The sequence below is a fragment of the Brevundimonas sp. genome, assembly GCF_036405315.1.
Lineage (GTDB): Bacteria > Pseudomonadota > Alphaproteobacteria > Caulobacterales > Caulobacteraceae > Brevundimonas.
Map to the genome: position 1 here is coordinate 1 of NZ_DASWXW010000089.1, position 24,478 is coordinate 24,478.

24 protein-coding genes and 3 tRNA genes are annotated in these 24,478 nt (G+C 66.9%); 12 read left to right on the top strand and 15 right to left on the bottom strand.

Annotated features, from left to right (window positions below; translation table 11 throughout):
• Window positions 1–160 precede the first annotated feature (160 nt).
• Window positions 161–1,084 carry a hypothetical protein gene (locus VGE49_RS05465; protein WP_331033556.1) on the bottom strand — a complete coding sequence of 308 codons (924 nt, stop codon included), beginning with the start codon at window positions 1,082–1,084 and terminating at the stop codon, window positions 161–163.
• Window positions 1,085–1,244: 160 nt separating this feature from the next.
• On the bottom strand, window positions 1,245–2,588 hold the full coding sequence (gene tig, locus VGE49_RS05470) for a trigger factor (RefSeq protein WP_331033557.1): 1,344 nt from the start codon (window positions 2,586–2,588) through the stop codon (window positions 1,245–1,247).
• Window positions 2,589–2,760: 172 nt separating this feature from the next.
• Here tig and VGE49_RS05475 point away from each other — a divergent pair, with 172 nt between their 5' ends.
• The gene (locus VGE49_RS05475; RefSeq protein WP_331033558.1) at window positions 2,761–3,462 is read left to right on the top strand and encodes an MBL fold metallo-hydrolase; all 702 of its coding nucleotides are present in this window, start codon (window positions 2,761–2,763) and stop codon (window positions 3,460–3,462) included.
• 1 nt (window position 3,463) lies between these two features.
• Here the strand turns inward: VGE49_RS05475 and VGE49_RS05480 are convergent, their stop codons facing one another.
• Window positions 3,464–3,742, bottom strand: a complete 279-nt coding sequence (locus tag VGE49_RS05480) for a hypothetical protein (RefSeq protein WP_331033559.1) — start codon at window positions 3,740–3,742, stop codon at window positions 3,464–3,466.
• Window positions 3,743–3,983: 241 nt separating this feature from the next.
• Here VGE49_RS05480 and VGE49_RS05485 point away from each other — a divergent pair, with 241 nt between their 5' ends.
• Window positions 3,984–4,217, top strand: a complete 234-nt coding sequence (locus VGE49_RS05485) for a con-10 family general stress protein (protein WP_331033587.1) — start codon at window positions 3,984–3,986, stop codon at window positions 4,215–4,217.
• A gap of 68 nt (window positions 4,218–4,285) precedes the next feature.
• On the opposite strand, the gene egtB is transcribed toward VGE49_RS05485, so the two are convergent.
• Complete coding sequence (gene egtB / locus VGE49_RS05490; protein ID WP_331033560.1) at window positions 4,286–6,442, bottom strand: ergothioneine biosynthesis protein EgtB; 2,157 nt, start codon at window positions 6,440–6,442, stop codon at window positions 4,286–4,288.
• A 186-nt stretch (window positions 6,443–6,628) separates the two neighbouring features.
• Here egtB and VGE49_RS05495 point away from each other — a divergent pair, with 186 nt between their 5' ends.
• Together VGE49_RS05495 and VGE49_RS05500 are read left to right on the top strand one after the other, a co-directional pair.
• Window positions 6,629–7,219: a sigma-70 family RNA polymerase sigma factor gene (locus tag VGE49_RS05495; protein WP_331033561.1), complete on the top strand. Its 591-nt coding sequence runs from the start codon at window positions 6,629–6,631 to the stop codon at window positions 7,217–7,219.
• Window positions 7,220–7,277: 58 nt separating this feature from the next.
• The gene (locus VGE49_RS05500; RefSeq protein ID WP_331033562.1) at window positions 7,278–7,511 is read left to right on the top strand and encodes a hypothetical protein; all 234 of its coding nucleotides are present in this window, start codon (window positions 7,278–7,280) and stop codon (window positions 7,509–7,511) included.
• Window positions 7,512–7,580: 69 nt separating this feature from the next.
• On the opposite strand, the gene VGE49_RS05505 is transcribed toward VGE49_RS05500, so the two are convergent.
• The 4 genes from VGE49_RS05505 to VGE49_RS05520 form a co-directional block, all read right to left on the bottom strand.
• Entirely contained in the window at window positions 7,581–8,786 is a 1,206-nt protein-coding gene (locus VGE49_RS05505) for an acyl-CoA dehydrogenase family protein (RefSeq protein WP_331033563.1), read from the bottom strand.
• Between the two features lie 104 nt (window positions 8,787–8,890).
• Window positions 8,891–9,196, bottom strand: coding sequence for an SCP2 sterol-binding domain-containing protein (locus VGE49_RS05510; RefSeq protein WP_331033564.1), 306 nt, complete (start codon window positions 9,194–9,196; stop codon window positions 8,891–8,893).
• Between the two features lie 104 nt (window positions 9,197–9,300).
• Complete coding sequence (locus tag VGE49_RS05515) at window positions 9,301–10,026, bottom strand: TorF family putative porin (protein ID WP_331033565.1); 726 nt, start codon at window positions 10,024–10,026, stop codon at window positions 9,301–9,303.
• A gap of 76 nt (window positions 10,027–10,102) precedes the next feature.
• Window positions 10,103–11,500 (bottom strand): ammonium transporter, encoded by a 1,398-nt coding sequence (locus tag VGE49_RS05520; protein WP_331033566.1) that lies wholly within the window; start codon window positions 11,498–11,500, stop codon window positions 10,103–10,105.
• A gap of 286 nt (window positions 11,501–11,786) precedes the next feature.
• Between VGE49_RS05520 and VGE49_RS05525 the strand changes: the two genes are divergently transcribed.
• On the top strand, window positions 11,787–11,954 hold the full coding sequence (locus VGE49_RS05525) for a hypothetical protein (protein ID WP_331033567.1): 168 nt from the start codon (window positions 11,787–11,789) through the stop codon (window positions 11,952–11,954).
• Between the two features lie 39 nt (window positions 11,955–11,993).
• Here the strand turns inward: VGE49_RS05525 and VGE49_RS05530 are convergent.
• Window positions 11,994–12,085: transfer RNA gene (locus VGE49_RS05530), tRNA-Ser, on the bottom strand.
• A 236-nt stretch (window positions 12,086–12,321) separates the two neighbouring features.
• Between VGE49_RS05530 and VGE49_RS05535 the strand changes: the two genes are divergently transcribed.
• The 5 genes from VGE49_RS05535 to VGE49_RS05555 are packed head-to-tail and all read left to right on the top strand — an operon-like array spanning window position 12,322 to window position 17,849.
• The gene (locus VGE49_RS05535; RefSeq protein WP_331033568.1) at window positions 12,322–13,779 is read left to right on the top strand and encodes an exopolysaccharide biosynthesis polyprenyl glycosylphosphotransferase; all 1,458 of its coding nucleotides are present in this window, start codon (window positions 12,322–12,324) and stop codon (window positions 13,777–13,779) included.
• Entirely contained in the window at window positions 13,779–15,230 is a 1,452-nt protein-coding gene (locus VGE49_RS05540; RefSeq protein WP_331033569.1) for a lipopolysaccharide biosynthesis protein, read from the top strand. The genes VGE49_RS05535 and VGE49_RS05540 overlap by 1 nt, the downstream gene beginning before the upstream one ends.
• Entirely contained in the window at window positions 15,227–16,159 is a 933-nt protein-coding gene (locus tag VGE49_RS05545) for a glycosyltransferase family 2 protein (protein WP_331033570.1), read from the top strand. The genes VGE49_RS05540 and VGE49_RS05545 overlap by 4 nt, the downstream gene beginning before the upstream one ends.
• On the top strand, window positions 16,156–16,899 hold the full coding sequence (locus VGE49_RS05550) for a polysaccharide deacetylase family protein (RefSeq protein ID WP_331033571.1): 744 nt from the start codon (window positions 16,156–16,158) through the stop codon (window positions 16,897–16,899). The genes VGE49_RS05545 and VGE49_RS05550 overlap by 4 nt, the downstream gene beginning before the upstream one ends.
• Window positions 16,896–17,849, top strand: coding sequence for a glycosyltransferase family 2 protein (locus tag VGE49_RS05555; RefSeq protein WP_331033572.1), 954 nt, complete (start codon window positions 16,896–16,898; stop codon window positions 17,847–17,849). Before VGE49_RS05550 ends, VGE49_RS05555 begins: the two co-directional genes overlap by 4 nt.
• Here the strand turns inward: VGE49_RS05555 and VGE49_RS05560 are convergent.
• The gene (locus tag VGE49_RS05560) at window positions 17,846–18,547 is read right to left on the bottom strand and encodes a P-loop NTPase family protein (RefSeq protein ID WP_331033573.1); all 702 of its coding nucleotides are present in this window, start codon (window positions 18,545–18,547) and stop codon (window positions 17,846–17,848) included. The genes VGE49_RS05555 and VGE49_RS05560 overlap by 4 nt on opposite strands.
• Window positions 18,548–18,606: 59 nt before the next feature.
• Window positions 18,607–20,052: a GumC family protein gene (locus VGE49_RS05565; RefSeq protein WP_331033574.1), complete on the bottom strand. Its 1,446-nt coding sequence runs from the start codon at window positions 20,050–20,052 to the stop codon at window positions 18,607–18,609.
• 104 nt (window positions 20,053–20,156) lie between these two features.
• Between VGE49_RS05565 and VGE49_RS05570 the strand changes: the two genes are divergently transcribed.
• Together VGE49_RS05570 and VGE49_RS05575 are read left to right on the top strand one after the other, a co-directional pair.
• Complete coding sequence (locus VGE49_RS05570; protein WP_331033575.1) at window positions 20,157–20,891, top strand: polysaccharide biosynthesis/export family protein; 735 nt, start codon at window positions 20,157–20,159, stop codon at window positions 20,889–20,891.
• A 270-nt stretch (window positions 20,892–21,161) separates the two neighbouring features.
• A complete protein-coding gene (locus VGE49_RS05575) occupies window positions 21,162–22,904 on the top strand; it encodes an amidohydrolase (RefSeq protein ID WP_331033576.1) in 1,743 nt (580 codons plus the stop codon).
• 58 nt (window positions 22,905–22,962) lie between these two features.
• Here VGE49_RS05575 and VGE49_RS05580 read toward each other — a convergent pair.
• The 4 genes from VGE49_RS05580 to VGE49_RS05595 all read right to left on the bottom strand — a co-directional run bounded on the left by VGE49_RS05580 (window position 22,963) and on the right by VGE49_RS05595 (window position 24,415).
• Window positions 22,963–23,039 (bottom strand) — tRNA-Pro (locus tag VGE49_RS05580).
• 67 nt (window positions 23,040–23,106) lie between these two features.
• Window positions 23,107–23,583, bottom strand: coding sequence for a DUF192 domain-containing protein (locus VGE49_RS05585; protein ID WP_331033577.1), 477 nt, complete (start codon window positions 23,581–23,583; stop codon window positions 23,107–23,109).
• 22 nt (window positions 23,584–23,605) lie between these two features.
• Window positions 23,606–24,292 carry a cold-shock protein gene (locus VGE49_RS05590; RefSeq protein WP_414643600.1) on the bottom strand — a complete coding sequence of 229 codons (687 nt, stop codon included), beginning with the start codon at window positions 24,290–24,292 and terminating at the stop codon, window positions 23,606–23,608.
• 48 nt (window positions 24,293–24,340) lie between these two features.
• Window positions 24,341–24,415, bottom strand: a tRNA-Glu gene (locus VGE49_RS05595).
• Window positions 24,416–24,478: the final 63 nt, after the last annotated feature.

Below are 24,478 nucleotides of genomic sequence, written 5' to 3' on the forward strand. Positions count from 1 at the left end.
ACCATCGGCACCAGGTTGTTGGAGATGTAGTCGATCGGATCGCGCATGAAGGCCTTTTTCGAATTCTGCCGGCGCGACTCGCTGCCGCGACCTTAGTCGCCAAGATATCACCACCCGACCCGCACGGCGCAAGGGTCGCGACGGCTGCTTATGCGCTCGCTCAATCGGATTCGGGAACCGCCGCTTGAGCGCGCTTCTGATCCCGCGCCATCAGCCCCTGGATCTCGCCGGCCTGATGCGACGCCGATGCTTGATTGAGCTCGGCGCCATACAGGGCCTTCAGATAGGCCATGTCCCAGTCGCTCAGGCTCGGGGTCTGCTGCGGATTACGGAACAGGTTGAGGATGGAATCGTAGCCCTGGGTGTCAGCATCCGGATCGACCTGTGAGAACGCCACCATGGCGGCGTAGTCAGCGATCTGGCGCATATCCAGACCATCGGCCCGGGCCATATCCACGATGATGATGACACGATTCAAGTCGTTCCGAATTGTCGTTCGCAGGCGACCGGACGTCGTCTTGGCGACCATAGGAGCACTCTCTCCGGGCAACCGGACGGCGACCGAACCCGTCTGGGAGTCGACCGGCACGCTGATATGCCACCAGCGCACGGGGTCCGAATTGCTCTGAAAGGCCTCGAGCGCCGCCCGGCTGCGGCTCATGCCCGCCCCGCCCGGCCAGAAGACATTGCGACGGGCCTCGACCAGCCCCCGCGCCATCGCCGAGCCGTCATCCGTTCCGATAATCAGGATGTTGGGACGACAGCCGGGCTCCCCGGGTTCGAGGCCGATTTCCATCGCCACTTCGGAAACGCGGTCCGCGAGGTACTGCGCCGCGTCGCCCCTCAGATTGGCCACGCCGACACAGATATTGTCCTGCCACCTCGCGGGTCCACGCCCGACGGGCGGAGCAGAGACCTCGTCAATAAAGCCCCGCACCTGCTCGTCCAGACGACGCCCCTGCACCACGATATCCTCAAGCGCGGTCGTGGTCTGGGCCCCATCGGCTTGCGGGGACCGCACCTGCTCGGCCGGCGCGATCATCATCGCCATGCTCATCAGGCCCGCCGCGAAAACTGCACCCATCACCACCCCTCCGGATTTCGTCGTTACATTACTGAAATCAGCATGCAGGCCGGAATGAGGCCCCGCGCGACGCACAGATTAATTCTTGGTCAGACCCCATGAAAAAGCCCTCGCGCCGAAACGCGAGGGCCTGTTCATCATCTGCGGTTGGCGAAGAGGGTTAACCCTCGTCTTCTTCCTTCAGCAGCTCTTCCTTGGTGATCGGGGTGTCCTTGACCTCGGCGACGCCGACGATCAGGTCGACGACCTTCTCTTCATAGATCGGCGCGCGCAGCTGGGCGGCGGCGTTCGGGTTCTGGCGGTAGAAGTCCAGAACCATCTTTTCCTGGCCCGGGTAGTTGCGGGCTTCGGCCATGATGGCGCCCGACAGTTCCTGGTCCGTCACGCCGACGTTGTTGGCGCGACCGATTTCGGCCAGCACCAGACCCAGGCGCACGCGGCGCTCGGCGATCTTCTTGTACTCGGCCTTCAGCTCGTCTTCCGACTTCTTGGCGTCGTCTTCCGGCAGACGGCCGGCGTCCTTGTCAGCCGACACCTGGGCCCAGATGCCTTCGAACTCGGCTTCCACCATCTTCGGCGGCAGGGCGAAGTCGTGGGCTTCGTCCAGTTGGTCCAGCAGGGCGCGCTTCAGCTTGAAGCGGGCGGCGCCGGCGTACTGCTGGTCCAGGTTGGCCTTCAGCAGCTCTTTCAGCTTGTCCAGCGACTCCAGGCCGATGCGGGTGGCGAACTCGTCGTCGATCTTGGCTTCGGCCTCGGCCTTGATGGCCTTGACCTTGACGTCGAACGTGGCGGCTTTGCCGGCCAGGTTCTTGGCCTGGTATTTTTCCGGGAAACTCACTTCGATCGTGCGCTCTTCGCCGACCTTGGCGCCCTTCAGCTGCTCTTCGAAGCCCGGGATGAAGCGGTTGGAACCGATCACCAGGTCAGCATCCTCGGCCGAACCGCCTTCGAACACTTCACCGTCCAGCTTGCCGACGAAGTCGATGGTCAGCTGGTCGCCTTCGGCGGCCTTGACCGACTTGCCAGTCTTGTCTTCGTAGGTCTTGGCCTGCGAGGCCAGTTCCTTCAGGGCTTCGTCCAGGTCTTCGTCCGAAGCGGTGTAGGTCGGGCGCTCCAGCTTGAGGGTCTTGGGGTCGACCGGGGTGAAGTCGGGCATGACTTCCAGGGCCATTTCATAGGCCAGGTCTTCCTGACCGGCGATGACCTTGTCCATGTCCGAGATCAGCTTCATCTCGGCCGGAGCGGCCGGACGGATCTTGGCGTCGTCCAGGGCCTTCTGGCTGGTTTCGTTCAGCGAGGCGTTGATGATTTCGCCCATGAAGTCACGGCCGAAAGTCTTCTTGACGTGCGCGGCCGGCACCTTGCCCGGACGGAAGCCCTTGAGCTTCATCTGCGGCGCGACTTCCTTGATGCGCGCTTCGAGCTTTTCGTTCAGCTCGGCGACGGGGATGGTCACCGCGAGCACGCGGCTGAGGCCTTCGTTCGACTTTTCGACGACTTGCATGGTCGGGATTCTGACGCTCTGTGGCGACGCCGAACGGCGCGCGCGGTGGATAAAGCAATAGGGCCGCCCTTTTTGGAGCGGCGCCTCGAAGCCCGCCCTTATGTCGAGAAGGGGCCGAAAGGTCAACGCGCGCGGGTTCCTTTGCCGTTCAGCCGTCGCTATCTGGAATACCATGAGCCAGAACCCCGCCCCCATCGGCGTCTTCATCACGCCCGTCACGCCGCTGCAGCAGAACTGCACCACTGTCTGGTGCACGAAGACGAACAAGGCCGCCGTCATTGATCCCGGCGGCTCGGCGGATGCGATTCTCGGCGAGATCGCGCGGCGCGGCCTGACGCTGGACGCCATCTGGATCACCCACGGCCACCTCGACCACGCGGGCGGCGCGGCGGACATGCAGGAAAAGACCGGCGTGGACATCATCGGCCCCCACGCCGAGGATCAGTTCTGGATCGACCTGATTCCCACCCAGGGTCAGAAGTACGGCCTGCCCGAGGCCCGCACCTTCACCCCGACCCGCTTCCTCGCCGACGGCGAGACCCTGTCCCTGGGCGAGACGACCTGGGAGGTCGTCCACTGCCCCGGCCACACCCCCGGCCATGTCGTCTTCTTCAACCGCGAGGCCCGCTTCGCCCAGGTCGGCGACGTCCTGTTCCAAGGCTCGATCGGCCGCACCGATTTTCCGCGCAGCGACCACGCCGCCCTGCTGCACGCCATCACGCAAAAGCTATGGCCCCTGGGCGACGACGTGACCTTCGTGCCGGGCCACGGGCCCCACTCCACCTTCGGGGCCGAGCGGCGGACCAATCCCTACGTCTCGGATCAGGCCATGTCGCGCGCACCGCTAGCCCGCCCGGCGACGGGTCCGTCCTGATCTAACGCGCGGCCAGAAGGCCGATCAGCACTCCCAGGCCCAGAGCGTAGAGGATCGCACGGACCGGCTCCTCGCGGATGGCGTCGCGCGCGTGTTTGACGCGATGGTCCGCCCAGGCGCGCGCTTCGGCGGCGTCCTCGCGCACGGCCTGGCGGAGCGGACGCGGGGGAATATTGCGCGCGATGATAGCGTCCGCCTCCTGTTCCAGACGCAGGCTTTCAGTCGCCGTTCCATTGACGATGTCTTCCGGCGAGACGTCGGGAACATGGGGCTCAGCCATCGGTCGATCTCCAGGTGTTTCAAGGGGCTGTTCCTGAACCCGTCGGGTCGCCGCCGGTTCCTGACTGAACGGGACCGGCGACTGGCGCGCGCTGTCGTTTCGGGAACACGCCGTCCCGCGCCCCCATCCCCTCCCTTGGACCGACCGCCCACAGAACAAGGAAATGGCGCTTGTTCGGAACCTCGTCGGCGGCGCCGGGTTCTCTCCGGCAAGCGCCACCGTCTTTGAAAGGAACAGCCGAATGGCCGAAGGTCAGCCCACCCGCGGGTCCGGTGTTTCCAAGCGAGGCTTCGCCTCGATGGACCCCGAACGCCAGCGCGAGATCGCCCGCAAGGGCGGCGCCAGCGTTCCCAGCGAGAAACGCAGTTTCTCGCAGGATCGCAGTCTTGCGGCGCAGGCCGGTCGCAAGGGCGGCGAGGCCTCGCACGGCGCACGCAACAAGGCCGATACGGATGACACGACTCCGAAACGCTAGGGCGTTGAACCTTACTGCATAGGCGGCGCGGCCTCGAGGCGGCGCCGCCGTTTCCATGCCCGGGAGGGCTAGGCGGCCAACAGAGCCAGGGCCACGGCCGGATCGTCGCTGACCTCGAACGCCTCCAGCCGCCATCCCGAAGCCTCGGCCAGTTCGCGCACGGACGCCTGATCAAACTTGCGCGAGCTTTCAGTATGGATGGTTTCCCCCTCGGCGAACCGGAACGCCAGCTTGCCCAGACGGACCGTCATCGGACGCAAGGCCTTCAGATGCATCTCCATCTGCGAGCGCGCGTCGTTCCAAAGGGCGCGATGGACAAAGCCAGCCTCGTCGAAGTCGGTCCCCAACTCTCGATTGGCGCGAACCAGAACATTGCGGTTGAAGGCGGCGGTGACGCCCTGGGCGTCGTCATAGGCCGCGACCAGAGTCGCAGGCGATTTCACCAGGTCGACGCCCAGGATGAAGAAGGCCCCCTGCCCCAGAACCTCGCGCGCCGATTGCAGGAGGCGCTTCGCCGCTTCCGGCGTCAGGTTGCCGATGGTGGACCCCGGAAAGAAGCCGACCCGCCGCCCTGGTCCAGCTTCCGGCGGCGGCGGCGCCAGGTGCTCGAAGTCGCCGACGATCGGCAGGACCTTGAGGTCCGGGTAATCGGCGCGAATGCGCTCCGCCGCCTCGCTCAGCGCCGCAGGACTGATGTCGATCGGTACATAGGCCGCGAGATCCGGCGCGGCGTCCAGCACGATCCGTGTCTTCTCGCTCGCGCCTGAGCCCAGTTCGACCAGGACCGCGCCCGCGCCGAAGCGATCCGCCCATTGGGGTGCCACGCGCCGCAACAGCGCCGCTTCCTGACGCGTCGGATAGTATTCAGGCAGGCGCGTGATGTCCTCGAACAACCGCGACCCTTCGGCGTCGTAGAACCACTTCGGGGGCAGCGCCTTCTGTCGTTCGGACAGACCGGCGATCAGATCCTGGCGAAAGGCGTCTGTCGTGTCATCGCCCATGAGGCTCTCCTCCGGCGCGGCGTCCGAAGCCAGCCGCACCCCCGAGAACGCCCAGCGCTGGTGCGGATAGAAGAAGTTGCGATAGCTGACCCGGCGATGGTCCGGCGGCGTCGCGAACGATCCCCCGCGCAACACCATCTGATTGGCCATGAACTTGCCGTTGTACTCGGCGGCCGTCCCTTCGGTCGGCTGAAATCCCGGATATGGCGCATAGGCGCTGGCCGTCCACTGCCACGCCTCGCCGTCCAGATTGGAAAAGTCCGCCGGCCGTCTGCGCGCGGCCTGCTCCCACTCCGCCTCGGTCGGCAGGCGCCGCCCCGACCAGCGCGCAAAGGCGTCGGCCTCGTAGAAGCTGACATGACGAACGGGCTTCGCCGGATCGACCGGCCGTCTTCCGGCCAGCGTCATGACGCTCCAGCCCGCCGCCTCCTTGCGCCAGTAGAGCGGCGCCGACCAACGCTCCGCCTGGACCACCGCCCACCCATCGCTCAGCCACAGCTCGGGACGGCCATACCCTCCGTCCTCGATGAAGCGGATCCAGTCGCTGTTGCTCACCAAATCCGCCGCCAGGGCGTAGGGCTCCAGCCAGACCTGGTGTTCAAGGCGCTCATTGTCGAAGGCGAAGCCCTCTGCGCTGGCCCCGATGCGCGCCAGACCCCCATCGAACGAAATCCAGCCGCCTCGCGCGGCATCGCCCCGCCCGAAGCGCGGCTCGACGTCATAGGCCGCTGGATCCAGCGGCGAACAGGCCATCAGGTGCAGGAGGTCCATCAGGAACAGCTCCTGATGCTGCTGCTCGTGATGCAGGCCCAGTTCGAACAGGTAACGCTCAAGCCCGCCCCTCAGTCCGTCGGCCAGCAGGGCCTCCATTCGGGCGTCGATCTTGGCGCGATAGGCCATGACCTCGGCCAGACCAGGTCGCGTCATCAGACCGCGCATAGGTCGCTCGACCCGATCCCCCAGCGCTTCGTAATAGGAGTTGAACAGGGGCTGCAGGCAGGGATCGACCGGCTGGTAATCGGGCCGGGCGCCCAGCAACATGACTTCGAAGAACCAACTGACATGACCAAGATGCCACTTGCCGGGGCTGGCGTCGGGCATCGACTGGGCCGCCAGATCCTCGGCCGACAACCCTTGGGCCAAACCCGGCAGCGCCGCCCGCACACGACGGTAGCGTTCAAGATCGCTTTCGACGCTCATCGCCACCCGAACGGGCTGTGTCATTCGCACCCAGCGCCTTTCCACCTTGCCCACGCCGATGCGGCGCCGACGATAGTCAATGCCGGTTGATCGACCCCGGTTCCGTGCGATCAGATGCGTCCGGCGGGGAACAGTCGCCGGGACGCGACGTTCCTCAAGCGCCCTCGACCCGCCGCCGGGTCGTCCGCCAGAGTTCAGGACCTCCGTTGCATGCCCCATGTTCGCGTGCCTGAAGGGCCGCCGACAGCAGGCCCCCGCCGTCCAGCCGGCATTATCGACCCAGCCGACTGGCGTGATACGATCATGGGCTTCATTCCATCCCTGCGCGCCTTCGCCTTTTCCCTGTCGCGCAACGGGGCGGATGCGGATGATCTGGTTCAGGAGACCCTGGCCAAGGCCTGGGCGCACCGGGCGCGGTTCGAGCCGGGAAGCAACCTCCGCGCCTGGCTTTTCACCATTCTGCGCAACAGTTGGTACACGGGCGCCGCCAAGCGCCGACGAGAAGTCCCCGACGAGGAAGGCCGCTACGCCGCCGGGCTGACCGCCGAGGCCAGCCAGGAATGGACCGCCGAGCTGACGGCCCTGCAGGCGGCTCTGAACGCCCTTCCGCCCGAACACCGCGAGGCCATCGTCATGGTGGGCGCGGCGGGCCTGTCCTATCAGGAAGCCGCCGACATATCGGGCTGCGCCGTCGGCACGATCAAGAGCCGCGTCAATCGCGCGCGCCATCGCCTGGCCTTGCTGCTCGACATGGAACCCCCTGTCGAAGCTGACCAAAATGTAATCAAGGATGACAGCTAGGCAGAAGGAACGCCGCCTCGTCTACCCAGTTTTAGGGACAGACCCGGGAGAGTCGATCATGATGAACCCACTTCATACCCAACTCCGCAACCCGTCCGATCAGGACAACCCGTCTATGAACGCCTCCAAAGAGGAGAGAAGGGAAACAGGTCTTGTCGGATGGATTCGTCGCCATTTCGGCGCCGAACACCCGCAGCGGCATAGCCCCAACTTCTTCGTCAGCGACGTGACGGAAGGCGGCATTGGTTCGCACCATCGCCACCAAGTATATCGGCCCGACAAGCGGCACTGATAGCTGAAACAGTCGCATAGCGGCATAGGCGAAGGGGCCATAGCGAACTGCTACGGCCCCGTTTCTTGTTCAGTGACGGCCGCTATGCTTGGCGTACTCCAGCCGCGCGATCGTGCGATTGTGCACCTCGTCCGGGCCGTCGGCGATCCGCAGGGTCCGCACCGTGGCGTAAAGCTCGGCCAGAGGCGTATCGCCCGACACCCCCGCCCCGCCGAACGCCTGAATGGCGTCGTCGATGACCTTTAGCGCCATGCGCGGCGCAGCGACCTTGATCTGGGCGATCTCGGACTTGGCCCCCTTGGCCCCGACCTCGTCCATCATCCAGGCGGCCTTCAGGACCAGCAGACGGCACATCTCGATATTGGTGCGCGCCTCCGCCACGCGCTGCTCCCACACCGAATGCTCGGCCAGGGTCTTGCGGAAGGCGGTGCGCGTCAGCAGTCGCTCGACCATCAGCTCCAGCGCCCGCTCCGCCGCCCCGATCACCCGCATGCAGTGGTGGATGCGGCCCGGCCCAAGCCGCCCTTGCGCGATCTCGAAGCCCCGCCCCTCGCCCGCGATCAGATTCGAGACCGGCACGCGGACATTCTCCAGCACCACCTCGGCGTGACCGATCGGCGCCTCGTCATAGCCAAACACCGACAGCATCCGCTCGACGCGGAAACCGGGCGTGTCCGTCGGCACGATGATCTGGCTCTGCTGCTGGTGGGTGGCCGCGTCCGGATCCGTCTTGCCCATGACGATGGTCATGGCGACGTTGGGGTGGGCCATATTGGTCGACCACCATTTGCGCCCGTTGATCACATAATGATCGCCGTCGCGAACGATGCTGGTCTGGATATTGGTTGCGTCCGACGAGGCCACATCCGGCTCGGTCATCAGGAAGGCCGAGCGAATCTCGCCCGCCATCAGGGGCGCCAGCCACCGCTCCTGCTGCACGGCGTCGCCGTACATATGCAGGACTTCCATGTTGCCGGTGTCAGGGGCGTTGCAGTTGAACACCTCGGCCGACCACAGGCGACGGCCCATCAACTCGGCCAGGGGGGCGTACTCCAGGTTGGTCAGCCCCGCCCCGTGATCGCCTGGCAGAAACAGGTTCCACAGCCCGGCCTCGCGCGCCTTGGTTTTCAGCGCCTCCATCACCGGCGGCTGAACCTTGGGATTGGCATGAACCTGGGCGCGATATTCCGCCTCGGCCGGAGCCACATGCTCATCGATGAAGCGCGACAGATGCGCACGCCACATCAGACCGCGTTCGGATAGGGCGAAGTTCATGGTCGTATCCTCAGGTTTTCAACGCGCTTCTTCGAGCGCCGACAGCAAAACGGCGCGACCCCGAGGGAGCCGCGCCGTTCTGGTTCTGGTTGCTCAGGAACGCATCAGCGTTTCAGCAGAGGCGCCAGCTTCTGGGCGATCATCATGTCGCCGGCGATCTTCAGCTTGCCCTGCATGAAGGCCATCATCGGGTCCAGCTTGCCTTCCGACAGGGCGATGAAGTCGTCCCATTTCATCGAGACAGTGGCGTCGGCGGGTTTGTCGTCGTTGCTGACCGAGTTCGGCACGGAAACAGCGTCGATGAAAATCTGACCGACGTCGCCCAGGTCCAGCCTGACGGTCTTGCCCAGGCCCGAGTTTTCGCCGACGGCGCCGCGGATGTGTTCGGTGACGGAAGCCAGATCGGCCATGTGCGTCTCTCCCAAGAGAAGGTTGAGGCGAAGGCGTAGCCCGCCCCGGCGGCGGCGCCAAGATCACGCAAGGGAAGGCGCGACCGCCTTCCCTTGCTTTGTCCTCAAAAACCCAGCCCCAGCGTCGCCACCAAACGACTGTCGCTCAGATCGCTGTCGACGTCCGTGTCCCAGTAGCGCAGATCGAGCGAGATCTTTTCCGTGACGCCGAACTTCACCCCCGCGTTCCAGGTGGCGTAGTCATCACCCACGTCGAGATACTGTTTGCCGTAGGCGCCGCTCAGGCTGATGTTGTCGCGCAGCGCATAGCCGAGACTGCCCTCGACATAGGTCGTCTGCTCGTCCGGTCCGAAGAAGTCTGGCGAATAGTAGATGGCCGCACCCGCCGTCACCGGCCCGAAGCCGCGAGACACCGCCGCCTTGAACTCGACGTTGTCGTAGTCGGCCCCATTGGGCGCGCCGATGTAGTGATAGGCGATCACCCCGACGTTGAAATCGAAGCCTCCGCCCGACACGGCGACCCCGCCGTAGATGTCCAGCTCCGCGTCGGTGTCGTCGCCGAAATCCACCTGCGACGCCCAGGCTCCGGCGTAGAATGGGCCGACCGTCGCATCCACGCCGCCCTGCACGGTCGGGCTAGCGTCAGTCTGGCTGAAGCCCCGGAAGACGTAGTCGCTGGTGACGGCCGCGTTGAACGCAACCTCCGGCTGGACCTGGGCCTGGGCCGCACCGGCGCCCAACGACAGCGCCAACAGTGAAACGCAAGCAAGAGCAACTCTCATGACATATCCCCTCGAAATCTGATTGTTTTTTCGGTCACGCCTACTCATCCGGCCGCGGGTGGAGCGCGGCCGGGCCGTGGTTCGAGGATGGGACGCGGCGGGGAGGCGCCGCGCCCCGCCCCGCCTAGACGCCGTCCAGCACTTCGCCGTGCAGGTGAGCGTCCAGGCCTTCCGTTTCCTGTTCGTCGGTGACGCGCAGGCCCGTGGTGTATTTGCAGATCAGCAGGATGATCAGGGTGCCGACCGCGCTCCACAGGATGGTCCAGACCAGTCCCAGGGCCTGAGCCCCGATATTGGCCCCTTCCGACAGGCTGTTGATCGCGGTGGAGGCGAAGACCCCCGTCAGCAGGGCGCCGACGAGGCCGCCCGCGCCGTGCAGGCCGAAGGCGTCCAAGCTGTCGTCATACTTGAGTAGCTTCTTCAGCCAGACCGACGAGACGTAGCAGGCCGGACCGGCGATCAGGCCGATGATGACCGCCCCCTTGGGATCGACGAAGCCCGCCGCCGGGGTAATAGCAACCAGACCGGCGATGACGCCCGACAGGACCCCGATCAGCGACCACTTCTTCTTGTAGACCACCTCGACGAACTTCCAGGTCAGCGAGGCCGCGGCCGCCGCCAGCAGGGTGTTGATCAGGGCCGCGCCCATCAGGCCGTTGGCCGCGCCGGCCGAACCGGCGTTGAAGCCGATCCAGCCGACCAGCAGCAGCGAGGCGCCGATCATGGTCAGAACCGGGTTGTGCGCCGTGATGGGCTCGACGCCGTAACCCTTCCTCGGCCCCAGGAACAGGGCGCAGACCAGGCCCGCGACGCCCGAGTTGACGTGCACCACCGCGCCGCCGGCGAAGTCCAGCACCCCCTGTGCGCCCAGGAAGCCGCCGCCCCAGACCCAGTGGGCGATCGGAGCATAGACAATCAACGACCACAGGGCCGTGAACAGCAGCATGCCCGAATACTTCAACCGCTCTGCGAAGGCCCCGGTGATCAGCGCGGGGGTGATGATGGCGAAGGTCAGCTGGAACGAGACCCAGAGAAACTCCGGGATGCCCGGCAGCAGGCTGTGCGCCGTGTCCACCGTCACCCCGTTCAGGAACAGGGCGTCCAGACTGCCGATATACTGGTTGATCCCTTCGTCGCCGTTCGTGCCGAAGGCGATGGTGTAGCCGGCGATGAACCAGGTCAGCGACACCACCGCGAAGGCGGCGACCGACTGGGTGATGGTGGCGATCACGTTTTTGCGGCGCACCATGCCGCCGTAGAAGAGCGCAAGGCCCGGCAGGGTCATCAGCAGGACCAGGGCAGTGGAGGTCCCCAGCCAGGCCGTGCCCGCCGCATCCAGCTCCAGCGGAACCTGATGTGAAAACAGCGCCGGAGCAGGCTCCGACGCTGTTACAGCGGCGCTGGCGATATTGGCGACAGTGGCGGCATCAGGCGCGGCGAGCGCCGCTCCGACGGCGAACAATCCGCCGGTTAGACAAAGCAGGGCAAGGAGCCCCGGCAAGCTGTGTTTGAACTGCGTCATGCGTGTATCCCCTCATGCATTTTGCAGTTGCGAACTGTTTATCGCATCTGCAAAATCGACAAGAGGAAAAGCGCCTGTCCCTGAGAATTTTTCACCCCTCGATCACAATTCCTCAGCCAGTCGCAGCATGAAGATATCGAAAATCGCCTTCATGGAGACCTAGACTTACCCAAAGTGCGCCAAACCGGTCGAAAAACTATCCGCCCTTGGCGACTGACATGGTTTTGCAATCCCGTCGTTCGCGTCTGGCTATGGTGCTCCTCCCCGCCACAGGGAGGGAAGAAGGATGACGACAGCCCTGCCTCCTGACGAGGCCCACCTGGATGCGCTTTGGCGCGAACGATTTGGACAACCCATGCCGATGATCGGCGCACCGGACATTGCCCGGCGAATCCTGCGCCAGGACGGCGTTTCGCCTCAGGCGCTGAAACCTGTCGACAGGACAGGCGACTGATTATCGTCAGGATCCGCGCCGATTTTCGGCAAGGCGGTCTGGCGGAGACGGAGGGATTCGAACCCTCGGTACCCCTTACAGGGTACGACGATTTAGCAAACCGTTGCCTTCAGCCACTCGGCCACGTCTCCGGCAGGCGGCGTGGATAGCGGGTCATTCGCCCCGGCGCAACGGGGGAGCTGAAAACTGTCGCGTTAACGGGGGATAGACAGGCTGTATGCCACGAATATAGGCCTGTTCTACGCCACAGGATCACACTGTTCGCCTCATGACGTCCGCCGACACCCTCTTTCCTGCAGCGGATGACTCCGGCGTACAGGCGCGACGCGTCCGCGAATCGGCTTCGGCGGCGCGTGATTCGTTCTCGATGCCCGGAAAGGCGCGGCGCGGCCCGTTCCGGCCCGACCTGTGGCTGAACACCCGCCAACGCAACGCCACGCGGTTGCGCGTCTTCCATTTCCGCGTGCTGGATATTCTGGGCGTCACAGCCGCGACGATCGTCGCCGTCGCGCGTCTCGCGGACGGCGCGCCCCTCTCGGCGCGACTGGTTGACGCAGCGCCGCTCATCCTTGGCGCCGTGGCCGTTCTAAGCCTGCTCCGATCGCTGGGCCTCTATCGGTTCGACAAGAGCCACGGCTTCCTGTCGCATCTGGCGTCCGTCGCCTGCGTGATCGCCATCGGCGCGGCGCTGACCTTCATTCTTGGATACGCCCTGCATGGCGCCATGACGCCGTGGGGCGGCTATAGCCGCTGGAGCGCGGGCGTTCTGGCCCTCTTGCTTGCGGCCCATGCGGCCTGGAGCCTTCTGGTCGCGGACTGGCGCCGCAAGGGCGCCCTGACCCCCAATATCGTCGTCGTCGGCGCCACCCGCCACGCCGAGCGCCTGATCCAGGAGGCGCTGCAGCGCCGCGATCTCAATGTGCTCGGCGTGTTCGACGACCGCCTGGCCCGTTCGCCCGATGCTGTGGAGGGGGTACCGGTGCTGGGCGAGGCCGACGCCCTGCTGAACCACCGGCTGACGCCCTATGTCGACCGCATCGTCCTGGCCATCGATCCCAAGGCCGAGTCGCGCGTGCGCGACCTGACCGCGCGCCTCGGCGCCCTGCCCATTCGCCTGACCCTGCTGATCGACCCCAAGACCGCCGAACAGCGCAACGCCGCGCTGGAAAAGCTGGCCCAGGCGCCGATGGCGCCGCTGGAAGGCCCTGTTGATCCTGATCGTCGCGCCTTCAACAAGCGCCTTCAGGACGTGGTTCTGGCGTCGATCGGTCTGGTCCTGCTGTCGCCCTTCCTGCTGCTCATCGGCTTGCTGGTCCGCCTGGACAGCGACGGTCCGGCCCTGTTCCGTCAACGCCGGCACGGCTTCAACCAGGAAGAGATCGTAGTGTGGAAATTCCGCACCATGCGACACGCCGCCGCCGACGCGACCGCCAGCCGTCAGGTCACGGCCGACGACGACCGCATCACGCGCATAGGTCGTTTCCTGCGCGCCACCAGCCTGGATGAGTTGCCGCAACTGCTGAACGTGATCCGGGGCGAAATGTCGCTGGTCGGGCCGCGTCCGCACGCCATCGGCATGAAGACCGGCGCGGTGGAGTCCGCCCGTCTGGTCGCCGAATACGCCCACCGCCACCGCATCAAGCCCGGCATGACCGGTTGGGCCGCGATCAAGGGCTCGCGCGGCCCCATGCACACCGCCCCCGAGGTGCGTCGCCGCGTCCAGCTCGACATCGACTACATCGAGCGCCAGTCCTTCTGGCTGGACCTGTGGATCATCGCCGTCACCATTCCCGTCCTGCTGGGCGACCGGATGTCGGTGCGCTGATGTTCTGGCGCGGGGTGCTGGGCTATCTGCCCGCCAACATCATCCAGGGCGTCGTCGGCTTCCTGGCCATCATCGTCTACACGCGCCTGCTCAGCCCCGAGGACTTCGGCCGCTACGCTCTGGCGTTTTCCGTCATGACCATGGCCCATGTGGCCACCTTCAGCTGGCTGGAGGCCGCCATGGCGCGATTCTGGGCCGCCCAGCGCGAAGGCGCCGACATGGCCAGCCATTTCGCCAGCCTGTATCGCACCGCCTTCATCCTGACCGGTCTGTTCCTGCCGCTGGCGGGCCTGATCGTCTGGCTCTGGCCCATGCCGCACGATCTGCGCCTGCCGATCGCCGTCGGTCTGATCGGCATCCCGGTGCGCTGCCTGACCAAGCTGGCGCAGGAGCGGTATCGCGCGGCGGGCGAGGTGCGAAAGGCCGCCAGCCTCGACATCTGGAACACCCTGGCCGGTTTCGGCGTGGGAGCGGCCTTCGCGCTGGGCGGCGCTGGCGGCGCCTCGCCGCTGGCGGGCCTTCTGATCGCCCCCCTGTTCGCCCTGCCCTTCATCCTGCCTGGCGAACTGCGCGAGGCGCGCAGCGGCTACATCGATCGCGAACGGCTCAAGACCTATGCCGTCTACGGCTACCCGATCGCCGCCTCCCTTGGCCTGGCCATCGTCCTGTCATCCACCGATCGCTTCCTGCTGGCCCTGTTCATGGACGAGGCGGCGGTCGGCGCCTATCATGCGGGCTACAGCATCGCGAACCGCACCCTGGACGTCCTGTTCATCTGGCTGGGGGCGGCGGGCACGCCCGCCCTGGTCATGGCGCTGGAGCGCGGCGGACGCGAGCAACTGGCCGCTGCCGCCCGGGAACAGGCCTCGACCCTGGTCCTGATCGGCCTGCCCGCCGCCGTCGGCGTGGCCTTGGTGGCGCGCCCGCTGTCGGAGTTCATGATCGGCGAGAATTTGCGCGACGCCGCGACTCTGGTGACGCCGTGGATCGCCCTGTCGGCCCTGCTGTCGGGCCTCACCGTCTACTACTTCCATCAGGCCTTCACCCTGGGCCGTCGCACCGGCTGGCTGCTGACGGCGATGTGCGTGCCCGCCCTGACCAACGTCGCGCTCAACGTCGTGCTGATCCCGCCGTTCGGCGTTCAAGGCGCGGCCTGGGCCACGGCGGCCAGCTTCGCCGTCGGCTTGCTCGCCTCATGGGGCATGGGACGCCGCATCCTGCCCCTGCCGGTGCCGTGGCGCTGTCTCATGACCTGCGGCGTCAGCTGCGCCGCCATGGCGCTGGCCGTCTGGTTCCTGCCGCCCATCGGCGGCTTTCCCGAACTGATGCTGGACGCCTCCGTCGGCGCCGCGGTCTATGGCGTCTGCGCCTTCGCCCTGAACGCGGGCGGCGCACGCGATCTGGCCACGCGCCTGCTGGGAGCCTTCCAGGCACGGAGGGCCGCGGCATGAGCGCCTACGTTCACGACAACGCCGCCTGGGCCGCCGCCAGACCGATGCTGTCGGTTCTGATCCCCTTCCTGCGCGACGATCCCGAGGCCCTGATCGCCCTGCTCGACCGCGAAGCCTCATCGCTGAACGGCGCCGCCGAGGTCGTCCTGCTGGACGACGGCACCGGGGATGCGGCGCTCACCGCTCGGCTGATCGCCCGGATCGACGCCTGCGCCCTGCCGATCCGCCTGATCTCCCTGTCCGAGAACGAGGGCCGTTCAATCGGTCGCAACCGCCTGGCCGCCGCCGCGCGGGGGTCCGGCCTGCTGTTCCTCGACAGCGACATGCGTCCCGACCATGACCGCTTCCTGCGCATCTGGGCCGATCTGGCCGCCACAGGCGGGGCGGCGGCGGCTTTCGGCGGCTTCTCCTTGCTGCAGGCCCCTGACGACGCCCGTTTCGCCGTCCATCGCAGCATGGCGGCGCGCTCGGACTGCACGCCCCGCGACCAGCGCGCCTTGCAGCCCGAGAAGCACGTCTTCACCTCCAATCTGCTGATCCGACGCGACGTGTTCGAGGCCGAGGCCTTCGATCCCGGCTTCACGGGCTGGGGCTGGGAGGATGTGGAATGGGCCATGCGCGTGTCGCGCCGCTTCAAGGTCGAACACGTCGACAATCCGGCCACCCACATGGGCCTGGACACGGTCGAGATCCTGGCGGCCAAATATGAGCAGTCGGCGCCCAACTTCGCCCGCGTCGTGGCCCGCCATCCCGACTTTGTCGCCGCCTATCCCAGCTATCGCGTCGCGCGGCGCCTGAAAGCCGTGCCGGGCCTCAAGATGATCCGCCCCCTGTTCAAGCGGATCGCGGGAGCTTCTGTCCTGCCGGTCGCCCTGCGCGCCTTCAGCCTGCGCCTCTACCGCGTGGCCCTCTATGCGGAGGCGATATGATCCAGCCCTACACCCCTGACGTCGGTCTGGCGGGCAAGCTGCGTCGCCGGTTCGCTCGACTGACGCACCGCCGTCCGGCCCGCCTGAGGCTCGCTCGGCCGACCGTCAGCTTCACCTTCGACGATATCCCGGCCACCGCGGCCCACGCAGGGGCGCAGGCGCTGGAACAACACGGCGCGCGCGGCACCTTCTACGTCTGCGCCGGCCTGTTCGGACAGCAGGGCCACATGGGCCGCTTCGCCGACTCCGCCGAGATCGAGACCCTGATCCATCGGGGGCACGAGGTCGCCGGCCACACCCTGAACCACGTCGACTGCCACCGCACCTCGCCGACCGAACTGGACGCGGATCTGGACGCCAACGACGCCGCCCTGTGCGGCCTCGGCGCCGCTCCGCTGCATTTCGCCTACCCCTACGGCGAGGTTTCGCCCCGCGCCAAGAAACAGCTGGGCGCGCGCTACGCCTCGCTCCGCGGCGTGCACAAGGGACTGGTCCATGACGGCGGCGACCGCAACCAACTGCCGGGCGTCGGCATCGAGGGCCCTGACGGCGAGGTCGTGGCCCGCGCCTGGATCGACCGCGCCGTGGCCGAAAACGCCTGGCTGATCCTCTACACCCACGACGTGCGCGAAACGCCCTCGCCCTGGGGCTGCACGCCCGACGCCCTGGACCGGCTGATCGCTCACGCCCGCGACGCCGGCTGCGACATCCGCACCATCGGCGAGGTTCTGGCCGCATGAGCGCCGCACCGGACGTCGCCGTCATCATCCCCACTCTGCGCCGTCCCGAAAGCCTGAAGCGGGCGGTCCTGTCGGCCCTGTTCCAGACCGGCGTCTCGGATCGCCTGAGAGAGATCGTGGTCATCGACAACGACCCTCAGGCCAGTTCACGCGAAACCGTCAAAAGCCTCACAGACGAGGCCACCGTGCCGATCATCTGGCGACACGCTCCCTGCCCCGGCGTCGCCACCGCGCGTAACGAGGGCCTGGCCGCCACGACCGCGCCGCTGATCGCCTTCCTCGACGACGACGAAGCCGCCTCGCCCGGCTGGCTGGCGGCCCTGCTGTCCGCCCAGACCACGACCGGCGCCGACGCCGTCTTCGGCCCCATTCGCGGCCGCGTGCCGGACGGGACCGGCTGGACCCGCCCCTATCTGGAACGCTTCTTCGGCCGCGAAGGCCCGACCGTGACCCAGGTGATCGACGCCCCCTACGGATGCGGCAACGCCCTGCTGGTGCGGGCGACCGCCCTGCCCGGCGACGCGCCCTTCAACGTCGCCGCCGATCAGTCAGGCGGCGAGGACGACGCCCTGTTCGCCGCTCTGGCGGCGCGCGGCGGCCGTTTCGGCTGGGCCGCCGACGCCTGGGTGGACGAGTTCGCGCCGCCGCACCGGGCCACGCTGGGCTACGCCCTGACCCGCGCCTTCGCCTATGGTCAGGGCCCCAGCCAGACCGCCGCCGCGTCGCGCGACTGGCCCGGCGTCGCGCGCTGGATGGCCGTCGGCGCGGCGCAAGCCGTCGCCTGGGGCGTCGCCGCCCTGGGCCTGACCCTGATCGGCAGCCCGAAGCGTGCCGAGATGCTGGACCGCACGGCGCGCGGCGTCGGAAAAATCTTCTGGATGAAAGGCTTCGAGCCCCATTTTTACGGCGCGCGCGAACTGGCGCGGCTGGAGCGCGAAACCTCCGCCTAGCCCGCCAGACGGTTCAGAATCGCCGGCGGGGTCCAGGTCGAGCGGTTCATCACCACCCCGGCGATGTGGCCGCCCACGGCGTCGATCTCGTCGCGCAGGGCCACGGTCTCGCCCGCCGCCGTCGTCTCGGCGGCCACGACGATGATTGTGGCGTCGACGAAGGGCGCCAGGGTGATGGCCATGTCGCTGCGGTCCGCGGCAGGCGTGTCGATCACCACGGTGTCGGCATGGGCCCGCAGGGCCGTCCAGTATCGCGCCTCGCCCAGAGGCTCGACCCGCTGGCCGGCGCGGGTCAGTTCGGTGTGAAAGCGCGTCACGAACAGGCGGCCGCCCAGACAGGCCCGCGCCGTCATCAGCCGCGCCGGGGCCACAGGCCGACCGTCGCGCCCTCGCATTGGCGGCGTCACGGCATAGAAGGCCGAACCATCAGGCGACGCCTTAACCGGCGCCGCCAGTCGCCCGAACCGTTCCGGCTCGGCGGCGATAGCGTCTATCTGCCCCTGCTGGGCCAGATCGCCGTCGATCAGCCAGACCGGTTTTCTGGCGCGAACCGCCGCCAGCCGCGCATACTCGCGAGCCACAGTCGAAACGCCCTCGCCTGAGGTCGCCGAGACGAACTGGATCACGCGGCCGCGATGGGCCGGCGCCGGTCCCAGCGCCGCCCACAGTCCCGCCATTTCCGTCGTCAGATCGACCATCGAATCGGTTACGCGCTCGCCCTCAAGGTCTCAGCCTAGCATGGCCGGACGCCGACGGATCAGGCCCGCTTCATTGGCGCGACGGCCAGGACGGGCAGTTGCAGCGTCCGGCTGGCGGTGGAAGGCGTTGCAAAGCCGCGCCGCAGGAAGACCCGCAGCAGCCCCACGCACAGGGCCGTGAAGCCCGCGAACAGGAAGGCCCCGATCATCAGGGGCGCCTTCAGGCTCTTGCCCTTGGACGGCGGCTGGGCGCGCTCGATGACCGTCACGTTGTCGGCCCCGGCCTTGACCAGCTCGTTGTCGGCGCGGCTCTGCGTCTCGCGCAGCTGGAACTCGCGGATCGAGGCGGACAGCACCTCGCGGTTGCCCGACAGGGTGGCGTTGCGCGATTCCAGCTCGGTCAGCCGCGTCTGACGTTGGCGCAGGTCATTCACCTGACGATCCAGCACCGCCAGCCGCGCCGCCAGGGCGTCCCGCTCGGCCTGGGCGTTGATGCGGGTGGTCTCCAACTCGGTCCAGATCGGATTCGGCCCGGTGCGGACCTCCTTGGCCCCGACCGCCGTGCCCGTGCCGACATAGGCCTGCAGCTGGGCGATCTGGCTTTCGATCTCGCGCACCGGCTGGGCGTCAGGCTGATATCGCGACAGCAGGGTTTCGCGCTGGGTTCGCAGTTGTAGGATCTGGTCCTGAGCCGAGATGTTCAGGTCCTGCTGTAGCGCGATTTCCGCGGGCGTCCGGTTCTGCTGCGCCACCAGGGTCGCCAGCCGTTGCGACGCCTGATTCAGCTGAGCCTGCACGTTCATGCGCTCGGCGAAGGTCGACTGATAGGTGCCGGCCAGGGTGGCCTTGGCGGTGGCGAAATCGCCGATGTCGTTGCTGCGCAGGAAGGCCTCATAGGCCCGGTCGGCGTCCGCCAGTTCGCCCTCGAAGGTCTGACGCTGGGTCTGAATCGCCGGCGTCGCGCGGTCCTGGAATATCTCGCGGCGATAGGTCAGATATTGGTCGATCACCGTGTTCAGCACCCGCGCCGACAGTGCGGGATCATCGCTCTTGTAGGACAGGCCCACGACGGGGCTCAGCGGCGCCGCCGTGACGTCCAGGCCCGCACCGACGGCGCGCACGGCCGAGGCTTCCTGCTCCGCCGCAGAGCCGGTCGCCGGCTGGCCTTCCTGGAAGGTCTCGACGCCCAGGGCGCGCACGACGCGCTGCTTGACCTCAAGGCTGTTCAGGATGGCGGCTTCCGACTGCGCCACCTCGCCGGCGGCTGGCGGCGTCGCCCGGTCCGTCGCGCCGACCCGCGGCTGATAGACGTATTCCTGGCCCACGCCGACGAACAGGCTGGCCCCGGCCGTATAGGTCTTCTTCAGCGTCAGAACCGCCGCCGCGCCGATGCCGAACAGGACGACGAAGACCAGGGTCATCACCAGCAGCTCGCGCGACAGCAGCGCCACGACGTCCATGACGCCATACCGCGGCCGGGTTGCTGCATAGGCGGTCGAACGCATGAACAGGGCGAATCCGTTGAAATCGTCAGGCGCACCTTTGCGGCCTGCGCGTTAACCACGCGTTACCCATAAGCGTTCAGCCTCTGACCAGCCTGAATTCCAGCTTGGTCGCCGCTTCCATGATTCCTGATCGTCGCCTTGTCCTGATGGGTCTGGCCGCCGGCTTGGCTGGCTGCGCGAGCTCGGGCGCAGACGACGCACGCCGCGTCCAGGGCGTTCCTGCCGACCAGTTCCCCGACGTAGCCTTCGCCGACTGGACCGACGTCGAGCCGGAATACCTGCTCTATCCCGGCGACGAGATCGAGGTGGCGACGCCGACAGCCAGCGAGCTGACGCGGCAACTCAAGATCGGCCCCGATGGGCGCGTCTCCCTGCCCCTGCTCGGCCACGTCATGGCGGCCGACCGCACTCTTGCCCAGCTCGAGGCCGACGTTTCAGCCGGATACGCCACGCAACTGCGTCGTCCCGAGGTCGAAGTCACCCTGCGTCAGGCCGGTCCGCTCAAGGTCTGGGTGGACGGCGAAGTCCGCAATCCCGGCGTTTTCGACATGCCGGGCGACATCGACGCCTATCAGGCGATCATCATGGCCGGCGGCGCCCTGCCCTCGGCCCGGACGCAGCAGGCGGCCTTGATCCGGCGCGGTCCCGGCGGCGTGCGAATGATGCGGGTCGTAGATTTGCGACCTCGTCAGGCGGAGGTTGTGGCCCTGCGTCGGGGGGACATCATCTTCGTCCCGCGTTCGACGCTGGGGGAACTGGCCGCCTTCTTCACCCTGTTCCGCTCGGCCCTGCCGATCGGCTTCAGCTACGCCTTGAACGGCGGCTACGCCTCGACCTGATCGACGCTGGGCGCGCTTTTTTCGGCGGAACCGCTCAGCTTGTCTGCACGTTGCCAAGGCCGGGACGCCCATCAAGGGCGGGGGCTGGCGTTATGAGAATTTCCACGGCGTATCAGACAGCCGCAGCCAGTCTTGTCCTCTGCGCCTGCCCGCCCTGGTTGTCTCGCACGAGACCGTTCCGCAAAAGGCCGGGGATCGACTCGATCATCACCGACAGGAAGGCGCCGAAATGAACCGGCCCTTCCGTATCACTGAACAGGAGAGCCGATCGTGACCCTGCTCGTACCGCCGACCAGCCGTCGCACCCTTCTGGCCGGCGCAGGCGCCCTTGCCGGCACGTCCCTCATCGGAGGCCACAGCATGGCCCAGACCGCGCACGCTGCGTCGAACCTGATCTTCACCGGCGGCCCGATCCTGACCATCGACGACGCCATGCCGACAGCCGAGGCCGTGGCGGTGCGCAACGGGGTCATCGTCGCCGTCGGCTCGCTGGACGCAGCCCGCGCCGCCGTGGGCCGGGGCGCCCGGGTGGTCAATCTGGACGGGCGCACCCTGCTGCCGGGCTTCTTCGATCCCCACGGCCACGTGTCGATGGTCGGGCTGCAGGCGCGCTACGCTAACCTCCTGCCCGCGCCGGACGGTCAGGGCGACGACATCCCTGCCTTGCAGCGCATCACCCGCGACTGGATGAACGCGCACGAACAGCTGGTCCGCGACACCCAGCTGGTCATCGGCTTCGGCTATGATGACTCCCAGCTGAAAGAGCGCCGCCATCCGACGCGGACCGAACTGGACGCCATCTCAGACAGCATCCCCATCCTCTTCCTGCATCAGTCCGGCCACCTGGGCGTGGCCAACAGCGCGGCCCTGAAGGCGGCGGGGATCAGCACCTCGACCCCCAACCCCGACGGCGGCGCCTTCCGCCGCGAGGACGGCTCGCAGGAGCCCAACGGCGTCATGGAGGAAACCGCCCTCTTCGCCGTCATGGGGGCCCTGTTCACCCGCCTCGACGTCCAGGCCAACATGGAGATGATCCGCGAGGGCGCGCGCTTCTATTCCAGCTTCGGCTACACCACGGCCCAGGACGGGCGGTCCTCGACCGGCTCTTGCCAGTTGATGGCCCAGATGGCCGAGCGCGGCGAACTGCCGATCGACATCCTGTCCTTCCCCGACATCCTCACCTCGACCGACGTCATGGCGACGCCGCTGTATCGCAAGAACTATGTCGGTAAGTTCCGCATCGGCGGGGTCAAGCTGACGCTGGACGGCTCGCCCCAGGGCAAGACCGCCTGGCTGTCCCAGCCCTACTACGTGCCGCCCGAGGGCAAGCCCGCCTCCTATCGCGGCTATCCGGCCGTGACCGAGCAACAGGCTCTAGACGCCATCGAGCTGGCCTTCAGGAACGACTGGCAGATCGAGGTCCACGCCAACGGCGACGCCGCCATCGACCTGCTGATCGGCGCGGTCAGCGACGCCACCAGGCGACACGGCGCCAAGGACCGCCGCCCGGTCCTGATCCACGGCCAGACCGTCCGCATGGATCAGCTGGACGAGTTGAAGACCCTGGGCATCGTGCCGTCACTGTTCCCCATGCACACCTTCTACTGGGGCGACTACCATCGGGACTCGGTGCTGGGACCGCGCCGGGCCGAGTTCATCTCGCCCTGCGCCTCGGTCTTGCGGCGCGGCATGCGCTTCACCAGCCACCACGATGCGCCCGTGGCCAATCCCGACTCCATGCGCGTGCTATCGGCCACGGTCACGCGTCGCACCCGTTCGGGCGACATCCTCGGCGCCGACGAATGCGTCCCGGTCGACATCGCCCTGAAGGCGATGACCCTGTGGGCCGCCTGGCAGCACTACGAGGACGACAAGAAGGGCTCACTGACCGTCGGCAAGCTGGCCGACATGACCATCCTGACCGATAACCCCATGACCATCGACCGCGACAAGCTGGCCGAGATCAAGGCGACAAGCACATGGAAGGAAGGCCGTGAGGTCTGGTCTGGATGAATGATCGCCCTGTGGGCGGGTCCCGTTGGCGATACGGCGCCTGACGGAGCTAAATCCATGGTCGGGGCGAGAGGATTCGAACCTCCGACCCTCTGGTCCCAAACCAGATGCGCTACCAGGCTGCGCTACACCCCGAACCGATGGAGCGCCCTATTGGCACGACGGGCGCCGCGCCGCAACGCGTCAGCGCCCTTAATCCACATCAGGGGCGAAAGAAGGGGTGGCGCACCTGATCGCCCGGCTTGGCGCCAATCTCCTGGACCCGGCCGGCGCGCAGCTCCAGCACGCCGTTGGCGGCGCCGTTCGACGGCAGCGGCGTCTCCGAATAGGGCGTGGCGTGAGCGGCGATCGAGACGATACGGCCCTGAGGGTCGATGTAGATGATGTCCAGCGAGCTGGGCGTGTTCTTCATCCAGAAGCTCTGTTCGCGCGCGGCCGGGAACTGGAACAGCATGCCCCGATCGTCTTCCAGCGGCGGACGATACATCAGGCCACGTTCGCGCTCGGCGTCGTCGTCAGCAATCTCGACCATGAACTTGTGCTCGCCCGAGGCGGTCACGATGCTTAGCGGCTCCAGCGCCCGTCCGGCTGCGTCCACCGGCCCGCTCTGGGCGCAGGCCGAAGACAGGCTCGCGGCGGAAAGCGCGGCCGCCAGCAGGATACGACGACTGAAATTCATGGCCTCGCCCTTCAATGGGCGATCAGTCGCCCGGTCTGATATCGGCCACCACCAGCCCCTTGGGACCTTCGGCGAACCGCACCTGCACGGCGTCGCCCGGGACTAGGTCATCCAGTCCGCAGCGGCGCAGCGTTTCAACATGGACGAAGATATCGCCAGCCTGGCCGTCACGCACCACGAATCCGTAGCCCTTGGTGCGATTGAACCATTTGACGACCGCCGTCTCCAGCGGCGCGCCGGGCGGCAGCTCGAAATTCGCTCGCGCCGCGGACGAGGCCGGACGCGCGACCTCTCGGCGGACGGGCGCCGCCAGGCCTTCGCCCAGATCGACTATGCGCACGACCTGCCAGCCCTTGGCCCGGCGCGCGCAATCGCACGTCACCGGCGCCCCTTCGGACGCAGTCTCGTGGCCGCCCTCGCGCAGGCTGCTGACGTGCAGCAGAACGTCCTTGAGTTCCGTCAGATCCGGCTGGTCCGGCACGATGAAGCCGTAACCCTTGCCCGGATCGAACCATTTGACCGTGCCGGCGATACGAACGATCTCCGACGCTTCAGTCCCTTCGAAATCCGCCACTTGCCAACCCCCGCCCGCAAACAACTCAGGCGGAATAGGATTAACACGGTTCTTCGAACCTCGGGAAAACAAAAATGACGATTTTAAGCCCAAGCGTAGCCGTGATGCGATCATGGCGCATGGAAGCAACAGCAAGCGGAGCTTGCCTCGACTATTCCGACAATGCTTGAGGAAAGCTCCGCGTGGCAGTCCCTAGGGGAGTCGAACCCCTCTTTTCAGGTTGAAAACCTGACGTCCTAACCGATAGACGAAGGGACCGCTGCGCGGAGGACCGGGGTAATAGCCGTCGATTCCGCCGCTTGCAAGCGGTTGCTGCGCAGT

What these genes read in the sequence shown, in the direction of transcription:
- VGE49_RS05465 (WP_331033556.1), bottom strand. Translation starts at nt 1,084, where the DNA reads ATGGGTGCAGTTTTCGCGGCGGGCCTGATGAGCATGGCGATGATGATC.
- tig (WP_331033557.1), bottom strand. Translation starts at nt 2,588, where the DNA reads ATGCAAGTCGTCGAAAAGTCGAACGAAGGCCTCAGCCGCGTGCTCGCG.
- VGE49_RS05475 (WP_331033558.1), top strand. Translation starts at nt 2,761, where the DNA reads ATGAGCCAGAACCCCGCCCCCATCGGCGTCTTCATCACGCCCGTCACG.
- VGE49_RS05480 (WP_331033559.1), bottom strand. Translation starts at nt 3,742, where the DNA reads ATGGCTGAGCCCCATGTTCCCGACGTCTCGCCGGAAGACATCGTCAAT.
- VGE49_RS05485 (WP_331033587.1), top strand. Translation starts at nt 3,984, where the DNA reads ATGGCCGAAGGTCAGCCCACCCGCGGGTCCGGTGTTTCCAAGCGAGGC.
- egtB (WP_331033560.1), bottom strand. Translation starts at nt 6,442, where the DNA reads ATGACACAGCCCGTTCGGGTGGCGATGAGCGTCGAAAGCGATCTTGAA.
- VGE49_RS05495 (WP_331033561.1), top strand. Translation starts at nt 6,629, where the DNA reads ATGCCCCATGTTCGCGTGCCTGAAGGGCCGCCGACAGCAGGCCCCCGC.
- VGE49_RS05500 (WP_331033562.1), top strand. Translation starts at nt 7,278, where the DNA reads ATGATGAACCCACTTCATACCCAACTCCGCAACCCGTCCGATCAGGAC.
- VGE49_RS05505 (WP_331033563.1), bottom strand. Translation starts at nt 8,786, where the DNA reads ATGAACTTCGCCCTATCCGAACGCGGTCTGATGTGGCGTGCGCATCTG.
- VGE49_RS05510 (WP_331033564.1), bottom strand. Translation starts at nt 9,196, where the DNA reads ATGGCCGATCTGGCTTCCGTCACCGAACACATCCGCGGCGCCGTCGGC.
- VGE49_RS05515 (WP_331033565.1), bottom strand. Translation starts at nt 10,026, where the DNA reads ATGAGTAGGCGTGACCGAAAAAACAATCAGATTTCGAGGGGATATGTC.
- VGE49_RS05520 (WP_331033566.1), bottom strand. Translation starts at nt 11,500, where the DNA reads ATGACGCAGTTCAAACACAGCTTGCCGGGGCTCCTTGCCCTGCTTTGT.
- VGE49_RS05525 (WP_331033567.1), top strand. Translation starts at nt 11,787, where the DNA reads ATGACGACAGCCCTGCCTCCTGACGAGGCCCACCTGGATGCGCTTTGG.
- VGE49_RS05535 (WP_331033568.1), top strand. Translation starts at nt 12,322, where the DNA reads ATGCCCGGAAAGGCGCGGCGCGGCCCGTTCCGGCCCGACCTGTGGCTG.
- VGE49_RS05540 (WP_331033569.1), top strand. Translation starts at nt 13,779, where the DNA reads ATGTTCTGGCGCGGGGTGCTGGGCTATCTGCCCGCCAACATCATCCAG.
- VGE49_RS05545 (WP_331033570.1), top strand. Translation starts at nt 15,227, where the DNA reads ATGAGCGCCTACGTTCACGACAACGCCGCCTGGGCCGCCGCCAGACCG.
- VGE49_RS05550 (WP_331033571.1), top strand. Translation starts at nt 16,156, where the DNA reads ATGATCCAGCCCTACACCCCTGACGTCGGTCTGGCGGGCAAGCTGCGT.
- VGE49_RS05555 (WP_331033572.1), top strand. Translation starts at nt 16,896, where the DNA reads ATGAGCGCCGCACCGGACGTCGCCGTCATCATCCCCACTCTGCGCCGT.
- VGE49_RS05560 (WP_331033573.1), bottom strand. Translation starts at nt 18,547, where the DNA reads ATGGTCGATCTGACGACGGAAATGGCGGGACTGTGGGCGGCGCTGGGA.
- VGE49_RS05565 (WP_331033574.1), bottom strand. Translation starts at nt 20,052, where the DNA reads ATGCGTTCGACCGCCTATGCAGCAACCCGGCCGCGGTATGGCGTCATG.
- VGE49_RS05585 (WP_331033577.1), bottom strand. Translation starts at nt 23,583, where the DNA reads ATGAATTTCAGTCGTCGTATCCTGCTGGCGGCCGCGCTTTCCGCCGCG.